Origin of the sequence: Clostridium sp. MCC344 (assembly GCF_018785365.1) — a bacterium.
Lineage (GTDB): Bacteria > Bacillota > Clostridia > Lachnospirales > Lachnospiraceae > Pilosibacter.
Map to the genome: position 1 here is coordinate 24,401 of NZ_WQPQ01000087.1, position 19,799 is coordinate 44,199.

Consider the following 19,799-nt stretch of genomic DNA (forward strand, 5'->3'; position numbering starts at 1 on the left):
CCTGCTTTTCTCATCTGCAGTATTTTACCCAGGCAGATCCCCCTTTATATATCATTCTTACTTGCAGAGCCCATATTCCTTCGCGATCTCCTTAAACGCCGGCAGTGACCTCTCGATCTGCTCATAAGACACGCAATAAGCCAGTCTCACATACCCCGGACAAGCAAACGAACTTCCCGGAACCACCAGCACATGATGCTTCTTTGCCACCTCGCAGAACTCCTTCTCGTCCTCAACCGGTGACTTCACAAACAGATAGAACGCTCCATCCGGCTTCGCACAAGTAAACCCGTACTCCGTCAATGCCCCGTAGATCAGATTCCTGTTCTTCTCATAAGTTGCAAGATCCACCGTCACATCATGCTGGATGCAGTACTGGAGTGCCTTCTGGATCAGGGACGGCGCATTCACACACCCGATCACACGGTTTGCGATCGTAGCCGCACCGATCAGCGCAGCGGAGTCATCCACCTCATCCGGGATCACAACATATCCGATACGCTCACCCGGAACAGAAAGAGACTTACTGTAAGAGTATCCCACAACCGCATTGTGGTAGAACTTTGTCACAAACGGAACATCCACTCCGCCGTAAGCAAGCTCGCGGTACGGCTCATCAGAGATCAGTACGATCGATGTGCCGAACTCCTTCTCCTTCTTCTCCATGATCGCAGCCAGTGCTTTGATCGTCGCCTCATCATAGACAACACCTGTCGGGTTGTTCGGATTGTTGATGATGACAGCCTTCGTTCTGGCAGTGATCTTCGCCTCAAACTCATCAAGCTTCGGCATAAATGTCTCCGTATCCGGAGAAATGATCACTACATTTCCGTCATAGTTTCTCACATACGCATTATATTCCACAAAATACGGTGCAAATACGATCACTTCATCGCCCGGATTCAAAATACTCTTTAAGATGATATTTAAACCGCTGGCCGCACCGACCGTCATAATCAGGTTTTTGAATGAGAAATTCGTTCCAAAACGCTTATTTAAAGAATCCGCGATCGTCTGGCGGACATCCTCAAAACCGGCGTTGCTCATATATCCATGGAGTGTCATGAAATCCTCATTTTTCACCACATCAAGGATCGCCTCTGTCACCTGCGGGACCGGCACATTCGGATTTCCAAGGCTGAAGTCATAGACATTCTCTTTTCCGTAAATGGCCGCCATGCGCTTTCCTTCCTCGAACATTGCACGGATCGCGGAATTGTTTGCCATAAATGGTTTCATTTTTTCTGATATCATAACTGTTTCCTCCGTTTATTTTTTATCTCTAAGAAAATTCCAAAGGCACCGGTCACCGCAAAGTAAAACCAGGTCGTCGGATTGGAATACCAGGTTGTAAAGAACGAGAGCATAAAATAGAGAGCCGCCTGGGAATAAAACAGATACCAGGCCGGATTTCTTCCCGGATAGATCCTCGAAGAAAGCCACGCAGACAGGACTCCGAGTACCGATGAAAAGAAAAATACACCGGCGATACCAAAATCATAATAGGCATCGTAGAACAAGGTGACCGTCGTCAGCTCCTCCTTCGTCACGTAGATCGGCCAGTCCACGAGCACCGGCTTTAAAAATTTAAGCCCGGAGAGAGCCCAGAGCGGGAACATTCCCTTTAATCCCATCGAATGGGCGGGAAGCTGCTTTACAAGACAGTCAAAATTGTCGTAATTGTTTGCAATGTACATGTACGGCTGCGTGATAAAGATCGGCGTAGCTGCATTCTTCATCTCAAAAATCCCGTTGAGATACGTCACATCGTGACTTCTCGCGATCGTCAGGATCACATAGAGCGGAACAAGTCCTGCCGCAGCAAAGAAAAGATACCGGAGTTTTCTGTGTCCGCTGACGATCATAAAGGTCAGCACCGCAAGGATCACCGCAAAGATCAGCTGAAATCTCGATACGCAGAGCACCGGGATCAGAAGAGCGACTCCTGTCAGAATAAGCGAAAGGATCTTTTCCGTTTTTTTCATCTCTCTCTTGTAGAACCAGAGAAGAACCTCCATCGACGGGACCAGCACACAGGAAACCGTCAGATAATGAACTCCTGAGATATGGAAATAGGAATATGCATGGGGCACCCCGCGAAGCAGGAACGGAACATATCCCAGGCGGACTGCTTCAAACAGAAACGCCGCAAACGACAATGCTGTAAGTCCGGCAATCGCTATAAAAATATGATCCCCGTATTTTGCGGCAGCTGCCTGCGTAAATCCGCTCTGCAGACATTCTTTCTGAACATTACCATCCTTTGCGGATTCCGTTTTCTTTCTGCTGAACCGCTTTTCTGCAAGTTCATACACATTCCAGAATGCCGCAAATGCGACAAAAAAACATGCCCAGGTTTCGAGGCTCCACTCTGTCTGGAGTCTGGAAAGCTTCAGACAGGAAATCCCCTCTCCGCCTACATAGAACAAGGAAAACAGCCCGCGCAGATGGAGCGGGTTTCCACTCTTTCCGTATTCTCTCAGATAGAGATAGACCGCTGCCAGGAGCAGCGACATCCCCGATAAGGTAAAATGGGCGCTGAATGCAAAAAGCATGGCAGCGCCGTAACAGATCACATAAACCAGCATATCAGCCTACTCTCCGAGACCACTGTTGATCAGCTCTGTGATCGCGGCCATGGCTTCCTGCTCATCCGCTCCATCACAGATCAATTCGATCTCATCTCCGCACTTTACGCATGCCCCCAGCACGCTCAGTACACTTTTTGCATTTGCTGTCGTGTGTCCATATTCAAATTTGATCGAACTCTGAAACCGCAATGCCGCCTTGCACAGAAGCCCTGCCGGTCTCAAGTGCAGACCGGTCGGGTTTCCAATTGTAACTTTTTGCTTTACCATAAGTATTTTTAACTCCTAATTTCGAAATAACGTCTGAAGTCCGATTGCCTGATGAGCTTCTGTTGTCTCTGGCGGGACGATCACCGCATGTCTTGTCGCTGCTGCGGTGGTCTCCTCCTCTGTCTCCGCCTCTTTGCTGCTCTCTGCAGTAATCTCAGACGCTTTAGTTGTCTCCTCTACGGTTGTCTCCGGTGTTGTCTCTGCCGCGGATTCCTGCTCTTTTGTAACATTTACCACACAGCTGGAGATTCCCAGCAGATCATACGCCGAATCCAGTTCTCTGTTCAGTGTAGGCTGAATCTGATGACTTCCCTCTCCCATTCCTGAGACATTCAGACTCAGATCATCGGATGTGAACTGCAGGCTGTCAAGTTCCTCCTGAAGCGCTCGGATCCGGATCGTAACGGTTGCCGGTTCCGCCTGATAGCTGTAGGAACTGTTAGCGCCAACATAACAGTCAGAACTGATGCGCACCGTGTATTCCTGCTCTTTTAACGGCTCCACGGTCAAAGTCACCGTGATCTCGGAGCTGTCCATTCCGGCAAGGGAAACTCCCTCCGGCAGGTAATCATTCAGATCGATCGTCTTTACGATGTTCGCCTTTGCTCCGGTAACATCCAGCTCTTCTTTCGGGATCGTGATGGTATTTAAGGACGCCAGAGCGCTCTTTAATCCAACTACCGGCACACTCTTAAGCGCGCATTCCACACCTGAATAACGGTAACCGCTCGCCACCTCACCGGTGACATCGAAGTCCAGGCTCAGATTCTTCACCTTCAGGATCTCCATGGTGTAATCCACGCTCTTGCAGTTGCTGATCAGACGGTCGCTGATCGTAATGCTGTTGTTATTTGCATCATAGAACTTCGGCTCCTCCGAATCGCTCCAGTCTGCATTCTTTCCGTCTAAATTGATCTCGACCCCGACACTGCTGATCTGCCCGATCAGGGATTCCGGACCTTCCACCGTAAGTGTTTCCGGTGAGAGTGTCACTTTACCGGTTTGGTAACCATCCTCGAGCATTCCCGTCGTCGTAACCCCGATCGTAAATGTCTTTCTCTGAAGAGGTTCCGTCTCGATCTTGATGGTCCCGCTCCGGCTTACCGGGGTAGATACCAGGTACTCCGAGTGATTTAAGACCTCGATCTTGATCGGGATCGCTCCTGTCACAGACCACATATCCGTCATATCCGCATAGGCACGGAAATCTGAAGAACGGATCCGATACGCATTCGTCGTCTTTACCTCATACTGCACTGTCGTCGTCGACTTTCCGACAACCTCGTAAGTCAGATTATTCTTTGTGAGGACATCACTGTTGACGATCTCCACCGGCACCTCGACCGTATCCGTCATGACCGGATCTGCCACATTGACAACTCCCAGCCAGACTAAAAAAGCACACAGGAAGGAAATCAGCAAAAGCCCCCATCTTTTATTCTGCTTTTCTTTCATTTTTATGCCATCCCTTCAGAAGTTTGAACGGGCCGGATACAGTCTCCTCCTGCGGCTTCGCAGCGATCGCAAGTTTCAGCTCTTCCGGACTGTTGATCCTTCTTAAACTTCCGCGTTCTGCCAGCGATACCCGTCCGGTCTCCTCCGATACGACCACCGTCAGACTGTCCGTGCTCTCACTGATCCCCAGAGCTGCGCGGTGTCTCGTTCCGAGATCCTTACTGATGCTGAGGTTATCAGAAAGCGGCAGGTAACAGGTCGCAGAGGTCACACGGTTTCCGCGGATAATGATCGCTCCATCGTGAAGCGGCGTATTATGCTCAAAAATATTGATCAGAAGCTGGCTCGTCACGATCCCGTCCACCGGGATCCCTGTTCGCTCGATCTCCGGAAGCGGAGTGTCGCGCTCGATCACGATCAGCGCTCCTGTCTTTACTTTTCCCATCTCGAAGGCAGCGCGTGTAATCTCGTTTACGGTCTTTTCCGTATATCCCTCCTGGAGTCTGGAATTCTCGGAAATAAAAAGATCTGTGATGATGTTTTTGCTTCCGAGCTGCTCCAGCGCTTTCCGGAGTTCCGGCTGGAAGATAATGATGAGAGCCGTCAATACGAGCTGGCCCATATGGTTGATGATCCAGGTGATCGTATTCAGATGGAACATCGCCGCCAGCAGATAGAATCCGACAATGATCATACCACCCCGCAGCAGCACTCCTGCTCTCGTCGACTTTACCCACAAAAGGACTTCATAGATCAGGACTGTGAGGATCAGAATTTCAAAAAGATTCGACAATGTGATCTTCGGAATAAATGTAAACCAGGAATACATATTCCCAAGAAATTCTGTCATTTTGTTACCTCCGTACAATTATTCACGCGTTTCATTTTTCTCGCGTCTCACGTTTTTTCTCGAATAGATCCGCTGTACCTTTACGTCCGGTGCGGACACCGTGAGCTTCGGGACAGCTTTTACATAATAATAGTAATCATCATCTTCATACTGCAGATACTCTGTTCTCGTATAATCCACTGCGAATACAAAGAACTGGTAGATCAGGGCGATCACCACCGAGACAACGATCCCAAAGATCATGGAACCGGCAGATACCGGAAGATTGAAGTTGAAATCTCCCACAAAGATCACAGCAAGCTGGGTGATCACTCCTGCAACGATGGCGATGGACCAGGAATAATCCACCGAGAGATTTTTGATAATGAGCACGACAAGGATCGCAGCGGCAAACGCAGCCACCATGACCCACATGAGTTCATTTCCGAACACATTTTTTACGATCTGGATAAAACGGTCCGCCATCTCCGTCATGGAGCTTCCGGTCAGTGTCCCCGCATTCTGCTTTAAATACATCAGGATATAGTAAATGCAGACACCACAGCACACCGGAACGATCGAGACCAGACTTCCGGAAAGACCTACGACGAGCGGGACCACATACGGGATCCGCAGGAAAAACAGCAGCGGAGTCAGGAGCAGAAGATATCCGTCCCCCGGGCGGAAACCATAGTAAAGGACAGTAACCGCGAGCATGAATACAAAGATGATCAGGGCGATCTCCAGAGACACCTGGGAAACATGGATCAGGATAAAGATCCCGGCTAAAAACGCAGTCACTCCGTACGGGATAAAGGAGGCGATCAGTCCCATTACCACCGGGATCAGCGGATTTTTCAGCTTTGTCATAAATCCCACATTCGCATTGATCAGCCAGAAGGTGAGAAATCCCACCAGAAATCTTACGACCGGTACGATGTAAATATTATATTTCCCATAAAATTGTTTCAGTTTTTCCTTAAATACTAAAAGTCCGATCACTTACTCTTTTCCTCCCCGTTTTCCTTGACTCCCTGCTGGTTGTACTTTTTATCCAGCCGCCGGAGTTTTGCCTGGTAGATCTTCAGTTTTCCCACCGCCTCATCATAGCGTCTCGAATAGATCTTCCAGGTCACGACAAGATATGCGAGAAGTCCTGCCACATAGTAAAATACAAGGCGTGCACCAAGTGAAAGCAGATCGTCGACTGCCATCGCATTGATCAGATCATCAAAACGGTAAAGGACCCATAGCATCAGGCACAGGCAGACGGTCAGTGAATACGCGATAAACGACCGGATCAGGTGACTTCCCACATAATCGCTCTTAAAATACCGGTTCGCAGGAATGGATTCCTTCATCATTTTCTTTTCAAACATGGCGATCCCCGTCATCAGACGGATCTTCTCCTCATTTAACATGTCAGTCTCCTTTTCACGTTCCGGCATCAGATACAGGCTGCTGAAAAGACCGTTCCTTTTGATTTTTCTCTGCCGCCGCCGTTGAGTTTCTCATCTTCCACTCTCCTCACCACCGGCAGCGACAGGAGAATTTCTGCTGATTCTCGTTAAACAGTTATCAAGTATAACATATTTTCCTGCGCTTGGCGAGACACCGTCCTTACATTTATGAAAATATTAAGGAAAATGTAACGTGATCGCAGTGATTCACTCCCATTCTGCATATGCGTCCGCAGGATCTTCAGTTCAGGGACGCGATAAATCTTCCGAATGCCTCCCGGCCTGCCTCTGTGCGTTTATAGACACCGGCATCCTCCAGAACATTCGCAAATACATGACCGACCTCATCCTGCAGGATCTCCATCACATTGTCTTTTGTGATCTTCTCGTATTTCGGAAGGAATTCCTCCACCCAGTCCGCATGTTTCGCGATCGACTCTTCGCTGCGGATGTCTTTTCCTTCTACAATATAAGCTGCGAGCAGGGCAAGCTCTTCTTTCAGTCTTGACGGAAGGACCGCAAGACCCATGACTTCGATCAGTCCGATGTTCTCTTTTTTAATGTGATGCAGCTTCGGGTTCGGATGGAACAGGCCGAGCGGGCGGTCCTCGGTGGTGCGGTTATTTCTGAGCACCAGGTCCAGCTCAAACTTCCCATCGCGGAATCTCGCGATCGGGGTGATCGTGTTGTGCGGTTCTCCGTTTGTATCCGCATAAATATCCGCATCCGCATCTGTGTATCCGCGCCATGCAGTCAGGATCTTGTCTGCAAGATCGATCAGCCGCTCTTTCTTTTCCCCACGGATCCGGATCACGGACATCGGCCATTTTACGATCCCGGCTTCCACATCCTCGAATCCATTGACTGTAAAACTCTTTTCCACCGGCGCCTTCGCCATTGCAAAGGTATATCTTCCGCCCTGGAAATGGTCGTGGGTCAGGATGGAACCGCCAACGATCGGGAGATCCGCATTGGATCCCAGGAAATAGTGCGGGAACATCGTGACGAAATCAAATAATTTCTTAAATGTGTTCCGGTCGATCTTCATCGGCGTATGTTTTCCGTTGAAGACGATGCAGTGCTCATTATAATAGACATACGGAGAATACTGGAATCCCCAGTTCTCCCCGTTTAAAGTCAGCGGGATGATCCTGTGGTTGTTTCTCGCCGGATGATTGACGCGGCCCGCATAGCCGACGTTCTCCATGCAGAGCAGGCATTTCGGATATCCGCTCTGTTTCATGTTCTTTGCAGCTGCGATCGCTTTCGGATCTTTCTCCGGTTTGGAGAGGTTTACCGTGATATCGAGATCCCCATACTCTGTCTTTGTGATCCACTTCAGATCTTTACAGACGCGGTAACGGCGGATATAGTTGGAATCCTGACTCAGTTTATAGAAATAACCGGTCGCATCCTCCGGGGACTTTTCATATTCACTGTGGAACTTTTTTACGACCTCACTCGGGCGCGGCATCAGGCAGTTCATGAGCCGCGTATCAAAGAGATCCCGGTACACAACGCTGTTGTTTTCAAGGATCCCGTGTTCTGCCGCGTAATCGGTCAGCTCATTTAAGGTATCTTCCAGGCTGATCGTCCCCACGATCTCGCCAGGCTCTTCATATTCATCCATGCCGAGAACTTCCAGGATCTGGTTTCTGGCGTAGATCTCGTCTTCTTTTTCGATCAGGCCTGTTTCTTTTCCATACTGTACCAGTTTTTTTACTGACATTTCAATCATGATGTATCCCCTCCGATTTTGCGGTTATATGTTAGCTTGCATGATAGTTGATTGGCTGGTTTTTGTGCGCTCTTCTTGTTTTTCCGATGGAAAAACAAGAAGCATAGGGCGGTCGCCCTATGCCAGATTATTCCGCATCATTCTCTCAGACAAGTAAACTTGCCTGAGAGAATGCTCCGAAACAATCGGGCGCACCTGCAACCTGTTACCATTCATTATAGTAAAAATATCCCCTCAATACAATCGGTATTTTATTTTTTTATACCGCGCATTGCGTGCATCAGGCGTTCTGTAATGATCCCGCCGACAACTCCGATCAGGGTTCCTGCGATGCAGCCGGCGGCGAGGAGGAACGGGAGATAGTAAAATACGCCTGCTGTCTGGACAATGACAGCTGCGAATGTGATCTGACCGATGTTGTGGGCGATGCCACCGAGGACGCTGATACCGATCTGGGAGAGTTTTCCCGTTTTCTTTAAGATTGCCATCACAAACAGGCTGAGAAAGCTTCCTGACAGCCCGTAGATCATACTGTATGGATTTCCAAAAGATAAACCCACAAGAACGATGCGGATCAGGGTCACCGCGATCGTTCCGGGGATCCCGATCAGGTAAAGTCCCACCACCGTCACAAGGTTCGCGAGTCCAAGCTTTACGCCCGGGACCGGGATCGGAATGGGGATCAGCGTCTCAACAAAGCTGAGCACCATGGCGAGTGCGATGAGAAGTCCGTACAATGCGATATTTATCGCCTTTTTTTCTCGATACATAGGATCGATCCCTCGTCTTTCTTGACTTTCAAAAGTCTGTTTGTTAGAATAAAAAATCAGATATTATGAGGATCCGGCGTAACGGCTCCTCATTGATCGGAAAGTTACGATCATCCATCAAATTACAGGAAGTACAAATATGAACAAAAAAACAATCTTCAGCATCTGTGCCGCCGGTCTCATCCTCGTTTCCGGCATGGCACTGAGTGGATGCCAAAATAGTGACGGTCCGGGTCTTCTCACTCCTGAGACTCCTTTGAGCCGTTCCGATTTTCTGCTCAACACCTTCGTCACCATCACCCTCTACGATTCTGACGACTCCTCTATCTTAGACGATTCGATGGCACTTTGTAAAGAGTATGAAAACATTTTCAGCAAGACGTTAGAGACCAGTGAACTCTATCAGATCAACCACCGGACTACGGACACCGTCACGGTTTCCGACGATATGGCGGCGCTCTTATCGAAAGGTCTGGAATACTGCGAAAAGTCCGGCGGCGCTTTCGACATTACGATCGAACCGCTGAGCTCCCTCTGGAACTTCACGAGTGGCGAGGCTGTGATCCCGGATGCGGCGGACATTGAAGCGGACATTCCGAAAGTGGATTATCACAACCTGGTCCTCTCCGGAAACACCCTGACGTTCCTTTCCCCTGACACCACGATCGATCTCGGATCTATCGCGAAGGGATATATCGCCGACCGTATCAAGGATCAGCTTCTGGATGCCGGCGTGAAGAGCGCAATCATTAATCTCGGCGGAAACGTTCTCTGCGTCGGAGAAAAGCCGGATGGGAGCAAGTTCCACATCGGACTTCAGAAACCGTTTGCGGACCGCGATGAGACTTTTGAGGTGCTTGGCATCGATGATCTCTCCGTTGTCACTTCCGGCGTCTATGAACGCCATTTTGAGGTTGACGGAAAAAATTACCATCATATTTTAAATCCGGCAACGGGGTATCCTTACGATAACGGGCTGATCTCCGTGACGATCCTTTCCGAAGAATCCGTGGACGGTGACGGTCTCTCCACCACCTGCTTTTCTCTCGGACTTGAAAAAGGACTGGAGCTTGCAAATTCCCTCGACGGGATCTATGCATGCTTTATCGATGAGGATTATCACGTTTATTATTCGGACGGGATGGAAGACTTTATCATTAAACAATGATCCCCGGCTCAGCGCATCCGGGATCCGCAGGCACTGCAGCCTCATTGGTTATTGAGTTTTCAGGAGATTTTTATGACAGAAAATAAAGACATGAAACACACACTTTTTAAGAAACAGGACCTGATCCTGATCGCCGTGGTCCTTGCGGCTGCCGCTCTTCTGTTTCTCGGGACAAAGCTGATGCATAAGAGCCCGGCAGAAGTCGTCGAGATCTCTGTCGACGGAAACGTCGTCGAGACACTCGATCTCGCAAAAGATCAGGAACTCACGATCGATGGTGCATCCGGCGGCACAAACCATCTGATCATCAAAGACGGGGAAGTCTGGGTCTCCGAAGCGACCTGCCCCGATAAGATCTGCGTTCACCAGGGGAAGATCCATATGGACGGCGAGATCATCGTCTGCCTGCCGAACAAAATGACCGCACAGATCAAGAGCGTAAAATGACAGGACCGGGAGGGAAACCCGACCGGACGATAGAAAAGTTTTCCCACCAGCTTAAAAACCTGAGGAGCCCAAAAAGCTTCTCAGGTTTTCACTTGTTATTTCTCTGTTAAGTTTCCTGTCCGTACTCCATCTCACAGGCTTTCCGCTTTTATTCCGCCAGTCCCATCTCTTTCATCTCTTCCGCAACAGAGTCCTCGCAGGATCTCATGGCGAGGATCGTCATCTCCATCAGCTTCGGCAGTTCCCAGCCGAGATTTTCCGCCCCTTTTGTGATGACGTCTCTGGAGCATCCGGCCGCAAACTTCTTATCCTTAAATTTTTTCTTTAAGCTGGATACTTCCATATCCTTCGTGCTCTTTGAAGGGCGCATCTTCGCTGCCGCCCAGATCAGACCGGTCAACTCGTCTGCCGCAAAGAGGACTTTCTCCATCTCATGCTCCGGCTTTGCGTTGATCCACTCGTGGATGCCGTATCCGTGGCTGCAGACTGCATGGATCACCTCGTCTTCCGCTCCGCCTTCTTTTAACAGGCGCGGGGCAATCAGACAGTGTTCTTCCGGGTATTCCTCAAAATCAATATCATGAAGGATTCCGCAGATCTCCCAGAATCCGGCTTCATCCCCATATCCAAGCTCATTCGCGTACCATTTTAAAACTCCCCCGACGGTAAGTCCGTGGAGAATGTGGAACGGTTCTTTGTTGTGTTTTCTGAGGAGCTCGATGGCATCCTCTCTTGTAAGTTTTGTCTGCATGCTTTTATGCCTCCGTACTGATAGATTTTCAGTAACTGTCCGGTACCCTTGCAGTTACCAATTTTCTTTTCTATCAGTATAACAGGATTTCCCTATAATTCAAGTATGTATGATAACAGGATTCCCATCACATGTTACTGCCAGAACGTTACTGTTCGCGACCAATGTCAGTAGAGCCAGAACTTCATCATCACGATCCTCTCTGCATATCCAAAATCCCACCGGTCAACCTTCCCGTCTGTCACCACCGGATCACTGTCCAGAATAATCCCATCTATCATATAATCTCTCTGCCCCACCGGCATGCCCTCCTTCACCGGTGCATCCACAGCCTTTGCTATCTTCGTTCTCACCCGGATTTTTTCATCTTTCCCCAGCAGGACACGGAGTGTTTTCTCATCTGCACTCCCATTCTCGATCCGAATCTTCACCTCCGGCATTACACCGTTTTCCACTGAAATCACCGCAGATTTCCCAAGCCCCTGTTTTTCGATCTCCTGATATTCAAAATTTTCCTCCCCATATGTCACAAGCTTCCTCATATCCTGCCACTTGTATGTCTTATGGGGCGGCCATCCGCAGCCTAACAGTGCTGCAATCAATAATTTTTCTCCTTTTTTTACCGCCCCCACATAACAATACCCTGCTTTTCCCGTAAATCCGGTCTTTCCGCAGACCGCACCCGCCATGGATGTCAGAAGAGCATTGTGGTTCATACAGGAAAAGCTTCTATCGCCGGAGAGATCTGAAAACGTATGGGACGGTGCTCTTGTGATGGCAAGAAATTCCTCCTTTGCCGGAGAAAACAGGATCCCGTATCTGAGGATCCGCGCCAGATCTGCCGCCGTTGTGGAATGGATCTTTCCGCTTTTCCTCTCCTTCGCGTCCAGTCCGTTGGGTGTCAGAAAATATGTATCCTCACACCCAAGTTCCGCCGCTTTCCGATTCATCATATCTGCGAAATCTTCCACACTGCCTCCAACGGCCTCAGCGATTGCTGCGGCGGAATCATTATGGGATTCCAGCATCATGGAGTACAGAAGATCTCTCAGGCGGTATCTTTCCCCTTTTCTCACATGCAGCTTTACCTCCGGCATCGATGCTGCGCGGTCTGAGATCAGAACTTCAGTGTCCGGTCCGGCATTTTCCAGTGCCAGAATACAGGTCATGATCTTCGTGGTACTGGCCATCGGAAGGACTTCCGTCTCGTTTTTTCCGTACAGGACGCGCCCCGTATCGCCGTCCAGCAAAACAGCGGCACGGGAGTTCAGAAGGAGCGGATCCGTCTCCGGCTGCGCTGCCGCCGATTCCAGCGCGGTCTGACCAGCCTGACATCCGCTGTGTTCCGCATATAGATAATTTCCGGGAACTGCAGCCGCAAAAAACAGGAACGCCCCCAGACACAGCTGCAAAATTGAGGATGCTTCATGTTTTCTCTCCACCTTTTCTTCCGGTCTGGTCCATTCGCCGGCCCACAACCGTGCCTTTTTAGCGATATTTTGATTCTTCCACATGTTTCAGAACTTCCGCTGTATATTTATCACAACATATGCGTCTGCTTTCTGAGACTTGCCGCGCAATTTTTCCTGTGGTACAATGAAATCTGGTGACTGCCCGTATTTTATCAAAAAGGATATTTCATGAATGTAATTTTAACCTACAAAATCACCGAATCGGAAAGCGGCCGGTCCATCGCTGCATTTCTTCTGGATTCCGGCTTTTCATCCCGCCTTGTGGTCCACCTGCGGAACACCGCGGAAAGTTTCTTCCTAAATGGGAAAACCGTCTTTTCCAACACAGTCCTCCAGCCGGAGGACTGCCTGGACGTCCATGTTACGGAGAAAAAGGCTTCTGAGCAGATCGTTCCGGTTCCTGCGGATCTCTCTGTCGTCTTTGAAGACGAACATGTCCTCGTGATCGACAAACCTGCCGGAATGCCGGTCCATCCATCCCAGGGACATTATGAGAACACCCTGGCAAACGCGATCGCCTGGTATTTCAGAAATGAGGAGACGCCATTCGTATTCCGCGCCGTAAACCGTCTGGACCGGGATACCTCCGGGCTTATACTTCTGGCAAAGAATCCCTACAGCTCCTGTATTCTATCAGATGCCGTGAAGGATCATGCGATCCACAGGGAATACGCCGCCATCGTTTCCGGAAAGACAGCTGACTCCGGCACCATTGACCTTCCGATCGCCAGAAAAGACGGCTCTACCATTGAGCGCGTCTGCGATCCGGAGCGGGGTGATGCTGCTGTGACCCATTATCAGACTATTGCATACAACAAGGACGCCGACCTCTCGTTCATCCGTCTCCTGCTGGAGACCGGAAGAACGCACCAGATCCGCGTCCATATGAAAGCCATCGGGCACCCGCTGCCGGGGGATTTTCTCTACTGCCCGGACTACCGTCTGATCGACCGTCAGCCGCTTCATTCCATCTATCTGAGCTTTTCCCACCCTGTGACCGGAAAGAAGCTTGAATTCTCTGCTCCGCTGCCGCAGGATATGCGAAACCTGTTTCCGGACATCAAAAATCCGGAAGGACCTGTCTTTTAACAAAACAGGTTCCATCAGCCTCCCTGAATCCTCAAGCCCTTCGGATAATGGTTCTTGAGCATTCCTCCGGCTGCTTTTGCAAAACCAAGCGACATACCGCCGGTCGTCACAAGGACCCAGCCTTTTGCCGGAATCCCCTGATTTTCAAAGTCATCTTCCCGCAATGTCTCTCCGCGGAGGTATTTCAGGGCAAGGGTCCCAAAACCGATCTCCACCGTCTGCTTCACTTCCTCTTTCTTTAAAAACAGGGCCAGCGCATGGGACGGTTCAAACCTGCCTTTTTTTGCTGCGCCAAGATGTAACCCCGGTCTTAAGACCCTGAGGCCCTTAAGATCCGGCATCATCTCCGGAACGAGGTAGAGATTTTCTCCAAACAGCAGAAATTTCTTTCTGTCTTCCAGCTCCTCTGCATCCGTCAGGTTCTCTTTTTCAAACTCACGGAATGCGGAGACTGCCTCAGAAAGGGCGCCATCGTCTTTTCTATTGTCTTTCCTGCTGCCCTTCTTCCGTTTCTCCACAATCTCCGCAGCGTTCTGACTGTCTGCCTCCGTCACAGTGTCCCCGGAGCTTTCTCCTTTCACAAGCAGTGCCAGAAAATGTCCTTCCCCATCCGCCAGATGCGGCCAGATCCTGACTGTCTTTTCCAGCTCTTTGTTCCCGTCTGCCCACTCCGGATGTCCGACAGAGAAGTACTTCGCAAGTTCCGGCTTTTCCACAGAGAATTCCGGATGGCGCGAGAGGAATCTCGCCACACTCTGCTCATTCTCCTCCGGTGAAAATGTACAGGTGGAATACGCGATCCGTCCGCCATCTTTCAACATGACTGCCGCGCAGTCCAGAATCCCGTCCTGAAGCCCTGCACACTGTTTGACATGGTCCGGGCTCCACTCATTTCTGGCATTCTCATCCTTTCGGAACATTCCTTCTCCGGAACAGGGTGCATCCACCACGATCCCGTCAAAAAACTCCTTAAATGCAGGCACAAGCTGAAACGGATCCATGTTCGTCACCACCGCATTTCCGATACCGAGGCGCTCAATATTCTGGGATAAAATCTTTGCCCGGACCGGATGGATCTCATTGCAGACCAAAAGCCCCTGCCCGCCCATTTTTCCCGCAAGATGGGTGGATTTTCCTCCGGGGGCCGCACAGAGATCGAGAATTCGCTCTCCGGGCTTTGGGGCTAATGCCTCCGCTGTGGACATGGCACTTGGTTCCTGAATATAGTATGCCCCTGCCTCATGAAACGGATGGCGTCCCGGGCGCATATCTGCCTCGTAGTAAAATCCTTCCTTCGCCCAGGGTACTTTTGCGAGTCCTCCCAGATATTCTTCCAGAGGCGTTCCCGCATCTGCCGTCCAGCCATTTTTCTGTTTTAACGGATTGACCCGCAGACCGAATTTCCGCTCCGCGTCATAACTTTCAAAAAACGGTTCCGCGTCACTGCCAAGAAGCTTCTCCATCTTTTTCACGAATGCTTCCGGAAGCTTAATCTTCTTCTCTTTTTCCATAGTCTCCTGATCTCAAAAGCGCCCGTCGGGAAAATCCCGGCGGACGCTCTTTCTTAGTCTCTGTTCTTTTACAGACCGTAGTCTCTATCTGCAGCAGTCCGTAAATCTGTTTCTTTGAAACTCTGATTACAGTTCGATCTTGTAATCATCCGCGCCGACACCGTTTACTACATAGTAAGCAGCGCTCTCTTCCGGCTTAACATAGATCTCGATGGTCTTGATATCGCCGACTTTATTGCCTTTCTTTGTGTAGGCCTTCTTAACAGCCGCGATGAGATCTTTCTCTGCAACTTCCTTGCCGGCGAACTGTACAACTACGGATGTCTTGATGTCCTTTGCTGTTGTTTTCTTTGCCGGAGTCTTCTTTGCAGTCTCCTTCTTCGGCTCCTCTGCCTTCTTGGCTTCTGCCTTTGGAGCCTCAGCCTTTGCTTCTGCCTTAACTGCCTTTGTCTCTGCTGCCTCTGCTTCTACAGTGTTATTGCTAACCGGTGCTGCAGCCATTTTCTTTGCTGCGGCTGCGATTGGGTTCTTCTTTGCCATAATGATATCCTCCCGAAAAATCTTGACATACCAAACTGTTTCCTGCCATTTCCTGAGTTGTCGTGCTAAGTAATTGTCATAGCGCATTATAAGCCCTCGTCAGGATTTTGTCAATAAAATCCCGTAAAACTGGCATTTGTAAGCGAAAAGATCCGGCAGAACACATATCTGAAAGTGCCCTGCCGGATCAAAATACCAGCTTTATTCTTTTGAATTATTCCTGCAGCTTAAATCCCGGGATCACATCGCTCCACTTGTTGATTCCGATGATCTTCTTCGCGAATTCCGTATACTTCAGAGATTTATTTGTATCAATATATTTGAATACGTTGTAAATATTCTTCGGCATAACGGCGATGACCCTGTTCGGGCTTGACATGTCAACTGTCCAGAGACCAAACGAGCAGGACTGCTCTACCTCGATCACCGCATCGACCTGACGGTTTAAGATAAACGCGTCGATATACGGGTTGTTGTCCACAAGATAGTACGCGTAGGCAAATGCCGCTGCCTGGATATCATAGACGTCTCCACGGGTCGCGCTCTTTGAGGTAAAGCCCTCCTCAGAGAGAATGATATGGCGGACATTTCCGCCTGCATCGCGCATGATGTCCTTCTGGAAGTAATCCGTCAGGACGTTGAGGTTTTTAAAGTTTACCACCGGCGAATCTTCTGTATTGTTGACAGCGCCTGTCTGATCATCATCCCAGAACTCCGGCTCTGTCATCGGATGCGGATACGGATGGTAGGCAAGTCCCCACTCGATATTTCCCTCGTCACGGATATCGGCGTTGAAGCGGTCAATAAAATCCTTTGCGCCGTACATCAGGTTGGAATTTGCGCGCTTCCACTCATAGTCTGTGGAGAAGAAGACTCTCGCGTTCCGGCTCTGGCTCTTGATTGCCGTGTAAGCAACACGGAATACCTTTGAATAGAGCTTTGTATAGGAATCGATATCCATCGGACCGGTGTAGTTCCAGTTTAAGTTGTTGTTGATCTCATTTCCGACGATCCAGTTGCTGACACGGCCGTAGTCATCGTGGGCACCGGAATAGCGCTCTGCCATAAAGGAGAGCAGCGCGCGTGTCGTCTCATATCCCTGCTCCGTGGAGACATTAAAACCGTAGTAGAAAGCTTCGTTTCTCTTCGCAAGCCCGGCTTCGTGAAGCTCCGGGTAGCTGTCGTTCCAGCCGTTTAAAAGGATCGCCGTCACAACGATTCCTTTTGCGGAGAACGCACTGATCATCTTATCATAATCCTTGATGAGATCACCATTGAAGTTGTAGGTCTTTCCGTTGTATTTGTACTTTAAATTGCCGCCCACAAGCTGGTGATACGGGATATTGACCGTCGTGTGCTTTACGCCCAGGTTCAGAGCGTCACCGAGCATATCAAGCTGGATCAGAAGTCCTTTTTTGCTCATCGGCTCCGGGTAATCCTCGCGGAACTTTGCAACGTCGCCCGGATTCGTCACATAGATCGCATTGCTGATCGGTGTGTAGGTGCTGCCGGTCTTTAACGCAACCACGAATCTGGAATAGAGCATCGTATCCGTGGAATCACCGCTGTATTTTAAGGTGAATTTTAACTTGTCGGATTTGTTGCTCCATGCGATGTAGTCCGTTCTGGAGCCTATCTCAGACTCATATGGGTGAAGCTCAAACAGATAGTAATATCCATCATCCGGAGTTTCCCCCTCATTTAAAGCGCCGGTCGTAGCTGTTCCTGTGACGGAAATGCTGTTTCCGTTCTCTACTGAACAAGCCTTCAGCCTTGCGCTGTCATAAGCAAAGCTTGTGAAACATCCCACCGCTGCGGTCATCAGAAGTCCCATAAGAAACGCCGCACCACTGCGGAATAATGTTCTTTTTTTCATGTCGTTTTCCCGCCTTTCTTTTTTGCCTAGACTATTTTATCATCTGGGTTTTGGTGATTCAATTACGATTCCCTTACGATTTTACGGCAATCTGCCGCCTTTTTCGCCATCTTTGCGGCATCAGGACCGCCGGAACCGACCGATTTTGATACAAAATATAAGCACACTCTTTCCGTCATGCTAAAAAAACTCCAGAACAAGTGCCGCCAGATTCGCCGCGAAATGGAACACCACCGGTGCCTTCACCGTATTCGTTTTTTCCATAAGATATGCCAGGATCAGCCCCATAAAGAAGCTGTAGATTCCCTGCACAAGGTCCCAGTGGAACACACCGAAAAACGCCGCGGTCATAAATGCTGCCGCCGGGGCGGATACAAGCTCCTTGCATCTTCCATAGAGAACGCCGCGGAAAAAATATTCCTCAAGGATCGGGGATGCCGCCAGAAGCACCACAGCCTCCAGCCACAGATTTCCTGTGAACAGGCTCTCATCTGCCAGGGCCGCGCCAGAGATCTGAAGCGCTCTCACCACAAGGCCGAACGCCAGAGATATTCCTGCGCCACTGAAAAATGCCGCAGCCGCGATTTTTCCGTTCCAGTGTTCTTTTCCCCTGAACACCGAATCCTCTCTATAAAGATGTACCAGCATCGGAACCGCGATGACTGAGCGGAACAAGGTATCCCATAAGATCACGTCGTCCCCGAAAATCGTTGTCTGCGCAAGCGGAAGTTCAATGATACATGCTACCGCCAGACAGAACAGTATTGGAAAAAGAATCCTCCGGATCCTGATCTTCAATTTTTTCTCTCCTTTCATACTGCCGAACCGGCAGCTTTACGCGCACCAACACATCTTACCACATTTTGCGATGGAATACAAATATCTGGGGTGGAATATATTATAAAAAGCAGTTCCATGAGACATCTGCACGTCTCTGGAACCACATGAAAAGGATATCATTTCATGAAATTTCCATTTTTCTGTCTTTTAAAAAAATTTCCGCGCGATCATGACCAGATTTTCGCAGGAAGCCGTCCAGCCGCACTTCTCCTGGCTCTCATCCTACTCCCCCTCTCCTATGTCCTCGGCGCTTTCGCCGCCACCGTCATTCCGTCAGTCCCGGCATCTGCGGACGGAAACTGGGGACTCTCATTCCAGCAGGATGGAAAACCGCCTGTCGCTAACGCCACGGCAGATGAATTAAAGCAGTACAACACCTGGTACGCCGATCTTTCCGGCGAGAAAGTCATCTACCTGACCTTCGACGCCGGATACGAGAACGGCAATACCCCCATGATCCTGGACGCCCTGAAAAAACATCAGGTTCCCGCCGCGTTTTTCGTCGTCGGAAACTACCTGGAGACCAGCCCGGACCTCGTAAAACGCATGGTCTCCGAGGGGCATATTGTCGCAAACCATACATACCACCACCCGGACATGTCGAAGATCAGCGATCCGGAAAGCTTCGCGAAAGAGCTCTCAAGCCTCGAAACAAGCTACACAGAGATCACAGGAGAGACCATGCGGAGATACTACCGGCCGCCCCAGGGAAAATACAGCAAAGCGAATCTTCAGATGGCAAAAGCTCTCGGCTATCAGACCTTCTTCTGGAGTCTCGCCTATGTGGACTGGTATCAGGATCAGCAGCCCACAAAGGAGGAAGCGTTCAAAAAACTTCTCGGCCGCATCCATCCGGGTGCCATCGTGCTTCTGCACAGTACTTCCTCCACAAACGCGGCGATCCTCGATGAGCTGCTGACGAAGTGGGAGGAGATGGGCTACCGGTTCGGGACATTGGATGAACTTGTCCGGAAGGCTGCTGCCACACAATAATT

Annotated in this window: 19 protein-coding genes; 4 read left to right on the forward strand and 15 right to left on the reverse strand. The window is 49.8% G+C overall.

What is annotated here, in order from left to right; all coding sequences use genetic code 11:
- Nucleotides 1-57: 57 nt before the first annotated feature.
- From GPK90_RS17585 to GPK90_RS17625, 9 genes are all read right to left on the reverse strand, one after another.
- Nucleotides 58-1,254, reverse strand: a complete 1,197-nt coding sequence (locus tag GPK90_RS17585) for a pyridoxal phosphate-dependent aminotransferase (RefSeq protein ID WP_118532957.1) — start codon at nucleotides 1,252-1,254, stop codon at nucleotides 58-60.
- On the reverse strand, nucleotides 1,251-2,588 hold the full coding sequence (locus tag GPK90_RS17590; RefSeq protein ID WP_118532955.1) for an O-antigen polymerase: 1,338 nt from the start codon (nucleotides 2,586-2,588) through the stop codon (nucleotides 1,251-1,253). The genes GPK90_RS17585 and GPK90_RS17590 overlap by 4 nt, the downstream gene beginning before the upstream one ends.
- 6 nt (nucleotides 2,589-2,594) lie before the next feature.
- The gene (locus GPK90_RS17595; RefSeq protein ID WP_118532953.1) at nucleotides 2,595-2,858 is read right to left on the reverse strand and encodes an HPr family phosphocarrier protein; all 264 of its coding nucleotides are present in this window, start codon (nucleotides 2,856-2,858) and stop codon (nucleotides 2,595-2,597) included.
- 15 nt (nucleotides 2,859-2,873) lie between these two features.
- Nucleotides 2,874-4,313, reverse strand: coding sequence for a CdaR family protein (locus GPK90_RS17600; RefSeq protein ID WP_118532951.1), 1,440 nt, complete (start codon nucleotides 4,311-4,313; stop codon nucleotides 2,874-2,876).
- Nucleotides 4,294-5,163, reverse strand: coding sequence for a diadenylate cyclase CdaA (gene cdaA / locus GPK90_RS17605; protein ID WP_118532949.1), 870 nt, complete (start codon nucleotides 5,161-5,163; stop codon nucleotides 4,294-4,296). The genes GPK90_RS17600 and cdaA overlap by 20 nt, the downstream gene beginning before the upstream one ends.
- Nucleotides 5,164-5,181: 18 nt before the next feature.
- Nucleotides 5,182-6,144, reverse strand: a complete 963-nt coding sequence (locus GPK90_RS17610) for an ABC transporter permease (RefSeq protein ID WP_118532947.1) — start codon at nucleotides 6,142-6,144, stop codon at nucleotides 5,182-5,184.
- Complete coding sequence (locus tag GPK90_RS17615; protein WP_243022360.1) at nucleotides 6,141-6,590, reverse strand: hypothetical protein; 450 nt, start codon at nucleotides 6,588-6,590, stop codon at nucleotides 6,141-6,143. Before GPK90_RS17615 ends, GPK90_RS17610 begins: the two co-directional genes overlap by 4 nt.
- Nucleotides 6,591-6,843: 253 nt before the next feature.
- Nucleotides 6,844-8,340 carry a UDP-glucose--hexose-1-phosphate uridylyltransferase gene (galT, locus tag GPK90_RS17620; protein WP_118532943.1) on the reverse strand — a complete coding sequence of 499 codons (1,497 nt, stop codon included), beginning with the start codon at nucleotides 8,338-8,340 and terminating at the stop codon, nucleotides 6,844-6,846.
- A gap of 251 nt (nucleotides 8,341-8,591) precedes the next feature.
- The gene (locus tag GPK90_RS17625; RefSeq protein WP_118296977.1) at nucleotides 8,592-9,110 is read right to left on the reverse strand and encodes a Gx transporter family protein; all 519 of its coding nucleotides are present in this window, start codon (nucleotides 9,108-9,110) and stop codon (nucleotides 8,592-8,594) included.
- A 139-nt stretch (nucleotides 9,111-9,249) separates the two neighbouring features.
- Between GPK90_RS17625 and GPK90_RS17630 the strand changes: the two genes are divergently transcribed.
- Nucleotides 9,250-10,278 carry an FAD:protein FMN transferase gene (locus GPK90_RS17630; RefSeq protein WP_118296978.1) on the forward strand — a complete coding sequence of 343 codons (1,029 nt, stop codon included), beginning with the start codon at nucleotides 9,250-9,252 and terminating at the stop codon, nucleotides 10,276-10,278.
- 72 nt (nucleotides 10,279-10,350) lie between these two features.
- Nucleotides 10,351-10,725 carry a NusG domain II-containing protein gene (locus GPK90_RS17635; protein ID WP_243015976.1) on the forward strand — a complete coding sequence of 125 codons (375 nt, stop codon included), beginning with the start codon at nucleotides 10,351-10,353 and terminating at the stop codon, nucleotides 10,723-10,725.
- A 148-nt stretch (nucleotides 10,726-10,873) separates the two neighbouring features.
- On the opposite strand, the gene GPK90_RS17640 is transcribed toward GPK90_RS17635, so the two are convergent.
- The gene (locus GPK90_RS17640; protein WP_118532939.1) at nucleotides 10,874-11,476 is read right to left on the reverse strand and encodes a hydrolase; all 603 of its coding nucleotides are present in this window, start codon (nucleotides 11,474-11,476) and stop codon (nucleotides 10,874-10,876) included.
- Between the two features lie 167 nt (nucleotides 11,477-11,643).
- Complete coding sequence (locus GPK90_RS17645; RefSeq protein ID WP_215703566.1) at nucleotides 11,644-12,990, reverse strand: D-alanyl-D-alanine carboxypeptidase family protein; 1,347 nt, start codon at nucleotides 12,988-12,990, stop codon at nucleotides 11,644-11,646.
- Nucleotides 12,991-13,116: 126 nt separating this feature from the next.
- Between GPK90_RS17645 and GPK90_RS17650 the strand changes: the two genes are divergently transcribed.
- Complete coding sequence (locus tag GPK90_RS17650) at nucleotides 13,117-14,037, forward strand: RluA family pseudouridine synthase (protein ID WP_215703567.1); 921 nt, start codon at nucleotides 13,117-13,119, stop codon at nucleotides 14,035-14,037.
- A 14-nt stretch (nucleotides 14,038-14,051) separates the two neighbouring features.
- On the opposite strand, the gene GPK90_RS17655 is transcribed toward GPK90_RS17650, so the two are convergent.
- From GPK90_RS17655 to GPK90_RS17670, 4 genes are all read right to left on the reverse strand, one after another.
- Nucleotides 14,052-15,548, reverse strand: coding sequence for an RsmB/NOP family class I SAM-dependent RNA methyltransferase (locus GPK90_RS17655; RefSeq protein ID WP_215703568.1), 1,497 nt, complete (start codon nucleotides 15,546-15,548; stop codon nucleotides 14,052-14,054).
- Nucleotides 15,549-15,674: 126 nt separating this feature from the next.
- Entirely contained in the window at nucleotides 15,675-16,088 is a 414-nt protein-coding gene (locus GPK90_RS17660) for a DUF6465 family protein (RefSeq protein WP_252197575.1), read from the reverse strand.
- Nucleotides 16,089-16,302: 214 nt separating this feature from the next.
- The gene (locus GPK90_RS17665) at nucleotides 16,303-17,964 is read right to left on the reverse strand and encodes a DUF5722 domain-containing protein (protein WP_215703569.1); all 1,662 of its coding nucleotides are present in this window, start codon (nucleotides 17,962-17,964) and stop codon (nucleotides 16,303-16,305) included.
- Between the two features lie 180 nt (nucleotides 17,965-18,144).
- Entirely contained in the window at nucleotides 18,145-18,762 is a 618-nt protein-coding gene (locus GPK90_RS17670) for a CPBP family intramembrane glutamic endopeptidase (protein WP_185911798.1), read from the reverse strand.
- A 165-nt stretch (nucleotides 18,763-18,927) separates the two neighbouring features.
- Between GPK90_RS17670 and GPK90_RS17675 the strand changes: the two genes are divergently transcribed.
- Nucleotides 18,928-19,797 carry a polysaccharide deacetylase family protein gene (locus tag GPK90_RS17675; RefSeq protein WP_252197578.1) on the forward strand — a complete coding sequence of 290 codons (870 nt, stop codon included), beginning with the start codon at nucleotides 18,928-18,930 and terminating at the stop codon, nucleotides 19,795-19,797.
- Nucleotides 19,798-19,799 lie beyond the last annotated feature (2 nt).

Bases quoted from the DNA above. Each gene is read 5' to 3' on its own strand.
- GPK90_RS17585 (WP_118532957.1), bottom strand. From the start codon at position 1,254: ATGATATCAGAAAAAATGAAACCATTTATGGCAAACAATTCCGCGATC.
- GPK90_RS17590 (WP_118532955.1), bottom strand. From the start codon at position 2,588: ATGCTGGTTTATGTGATCTGTTACGGCGCTGCCATGCTTTTTGCATTC.
- GPK90_RS17595 (WP_118532953.1), bottom strand. From the start codon at position 2,858: ATGGTAAAGCAAAAAGTTACAATTGGAAACCCGACCGGTCTGCACTTG.
- GPK90_RS17600 (WP_118532951.1), bottom strand. From the start codon at position 4,313: ATGAAAGAAAAGCAGAATAAAAGATGGGGGCTTTTGCTGATTTCCTTC.
- cdaA (WP_118532949.1), bottom strand. From the start codon at position 5,163: ATGACAGAATTTCTTGGGAATATGTATTCCTGGTTTACATTTATTCCG.
- GPK90_RS17615 (WP_243022360.1), bottom strand. From the start codon at position 6,590: ATGCCGGAACGTGAAAAGGAGACTGACATGTTAAATGAGGAGAAGATC.
- galT (WP_118532943.1), bottom strand. From the start codon at position 8,340: ATGATTGAAATGTCAGTAAAAAAACTGGTACAGTATGGAAAAGAAACA.
- GPK90_RS17625 (WP_118296977.1), bottom strand. From the start codon at position 9,110: ATGTATCGAGAAAAAAAGGCGATAAATATCGCATTGTACGGACTTCTC.
- GPK90_RS17630 (WP_118296978.1), top strand. From the start codon at position 9,250: ATGAACAAAAAAACAATCTTCAGCATCTGTGCCGCCGGTCTCATCCTC.
- GPK90_RS17635 (WP_243015976.1), top strand. From the start codon at position 10,351: ATGACAGAAAATAAAGACATGAAACACACACTTTTTAAGAAACAGGAC.
- GPK90_RS17640 (WP_118532939.1), bottom strand. From the start codon at position 11,476: ATGCAGACAAAACTTACAAGAGAGGATGCCATCGAGCTCCTCAGAAAA.
- GPK90_RS17645 (WP_215703566.1), bottom strand. From the start codon at position 12,990: ATGTGGAAGAATCAAAATATCGCTAAAAAGGCACGGTTGTGGGCCGGC.
- GPK90_RS17650 (WP_215703567.1), top strand. From the start codon at position 13,117: ATGAATGTAATTTTAACCTACAAAATCACCGAATCGGAAAGCGGCCGG.
- GPK90_RS17655 (WP_215703568.1), bottom strand. From the start codon at position 15,548: ATGGAAAAAGAGAAGAAGATTAAGCTTCCGGAAGCATTCGTGAAAAAG.
- GPK90_RS17660 (WP_252197575.1), bottom strand. From the start codon at position 16,088: ATGGCAAAGAAGAACCCAATCGCAGCCGCAGCAAAGAAAATGGCTGCA.
- GPK90_RS17665 (WP_215703569.1), bottom strand. From the start codon at position 17,964: ATGAAAAAAAGAACATTATTCCGCAGTGGTGCGGCGTTTCTTATGGGA.
- GPK90_RS17675 (WP_252197578.1), top strand. From the start codon at position 18,928: ATGAAATTTCCATTTTTCTGTCTTTTAAAAAAATTTCCGCGCGATCAT.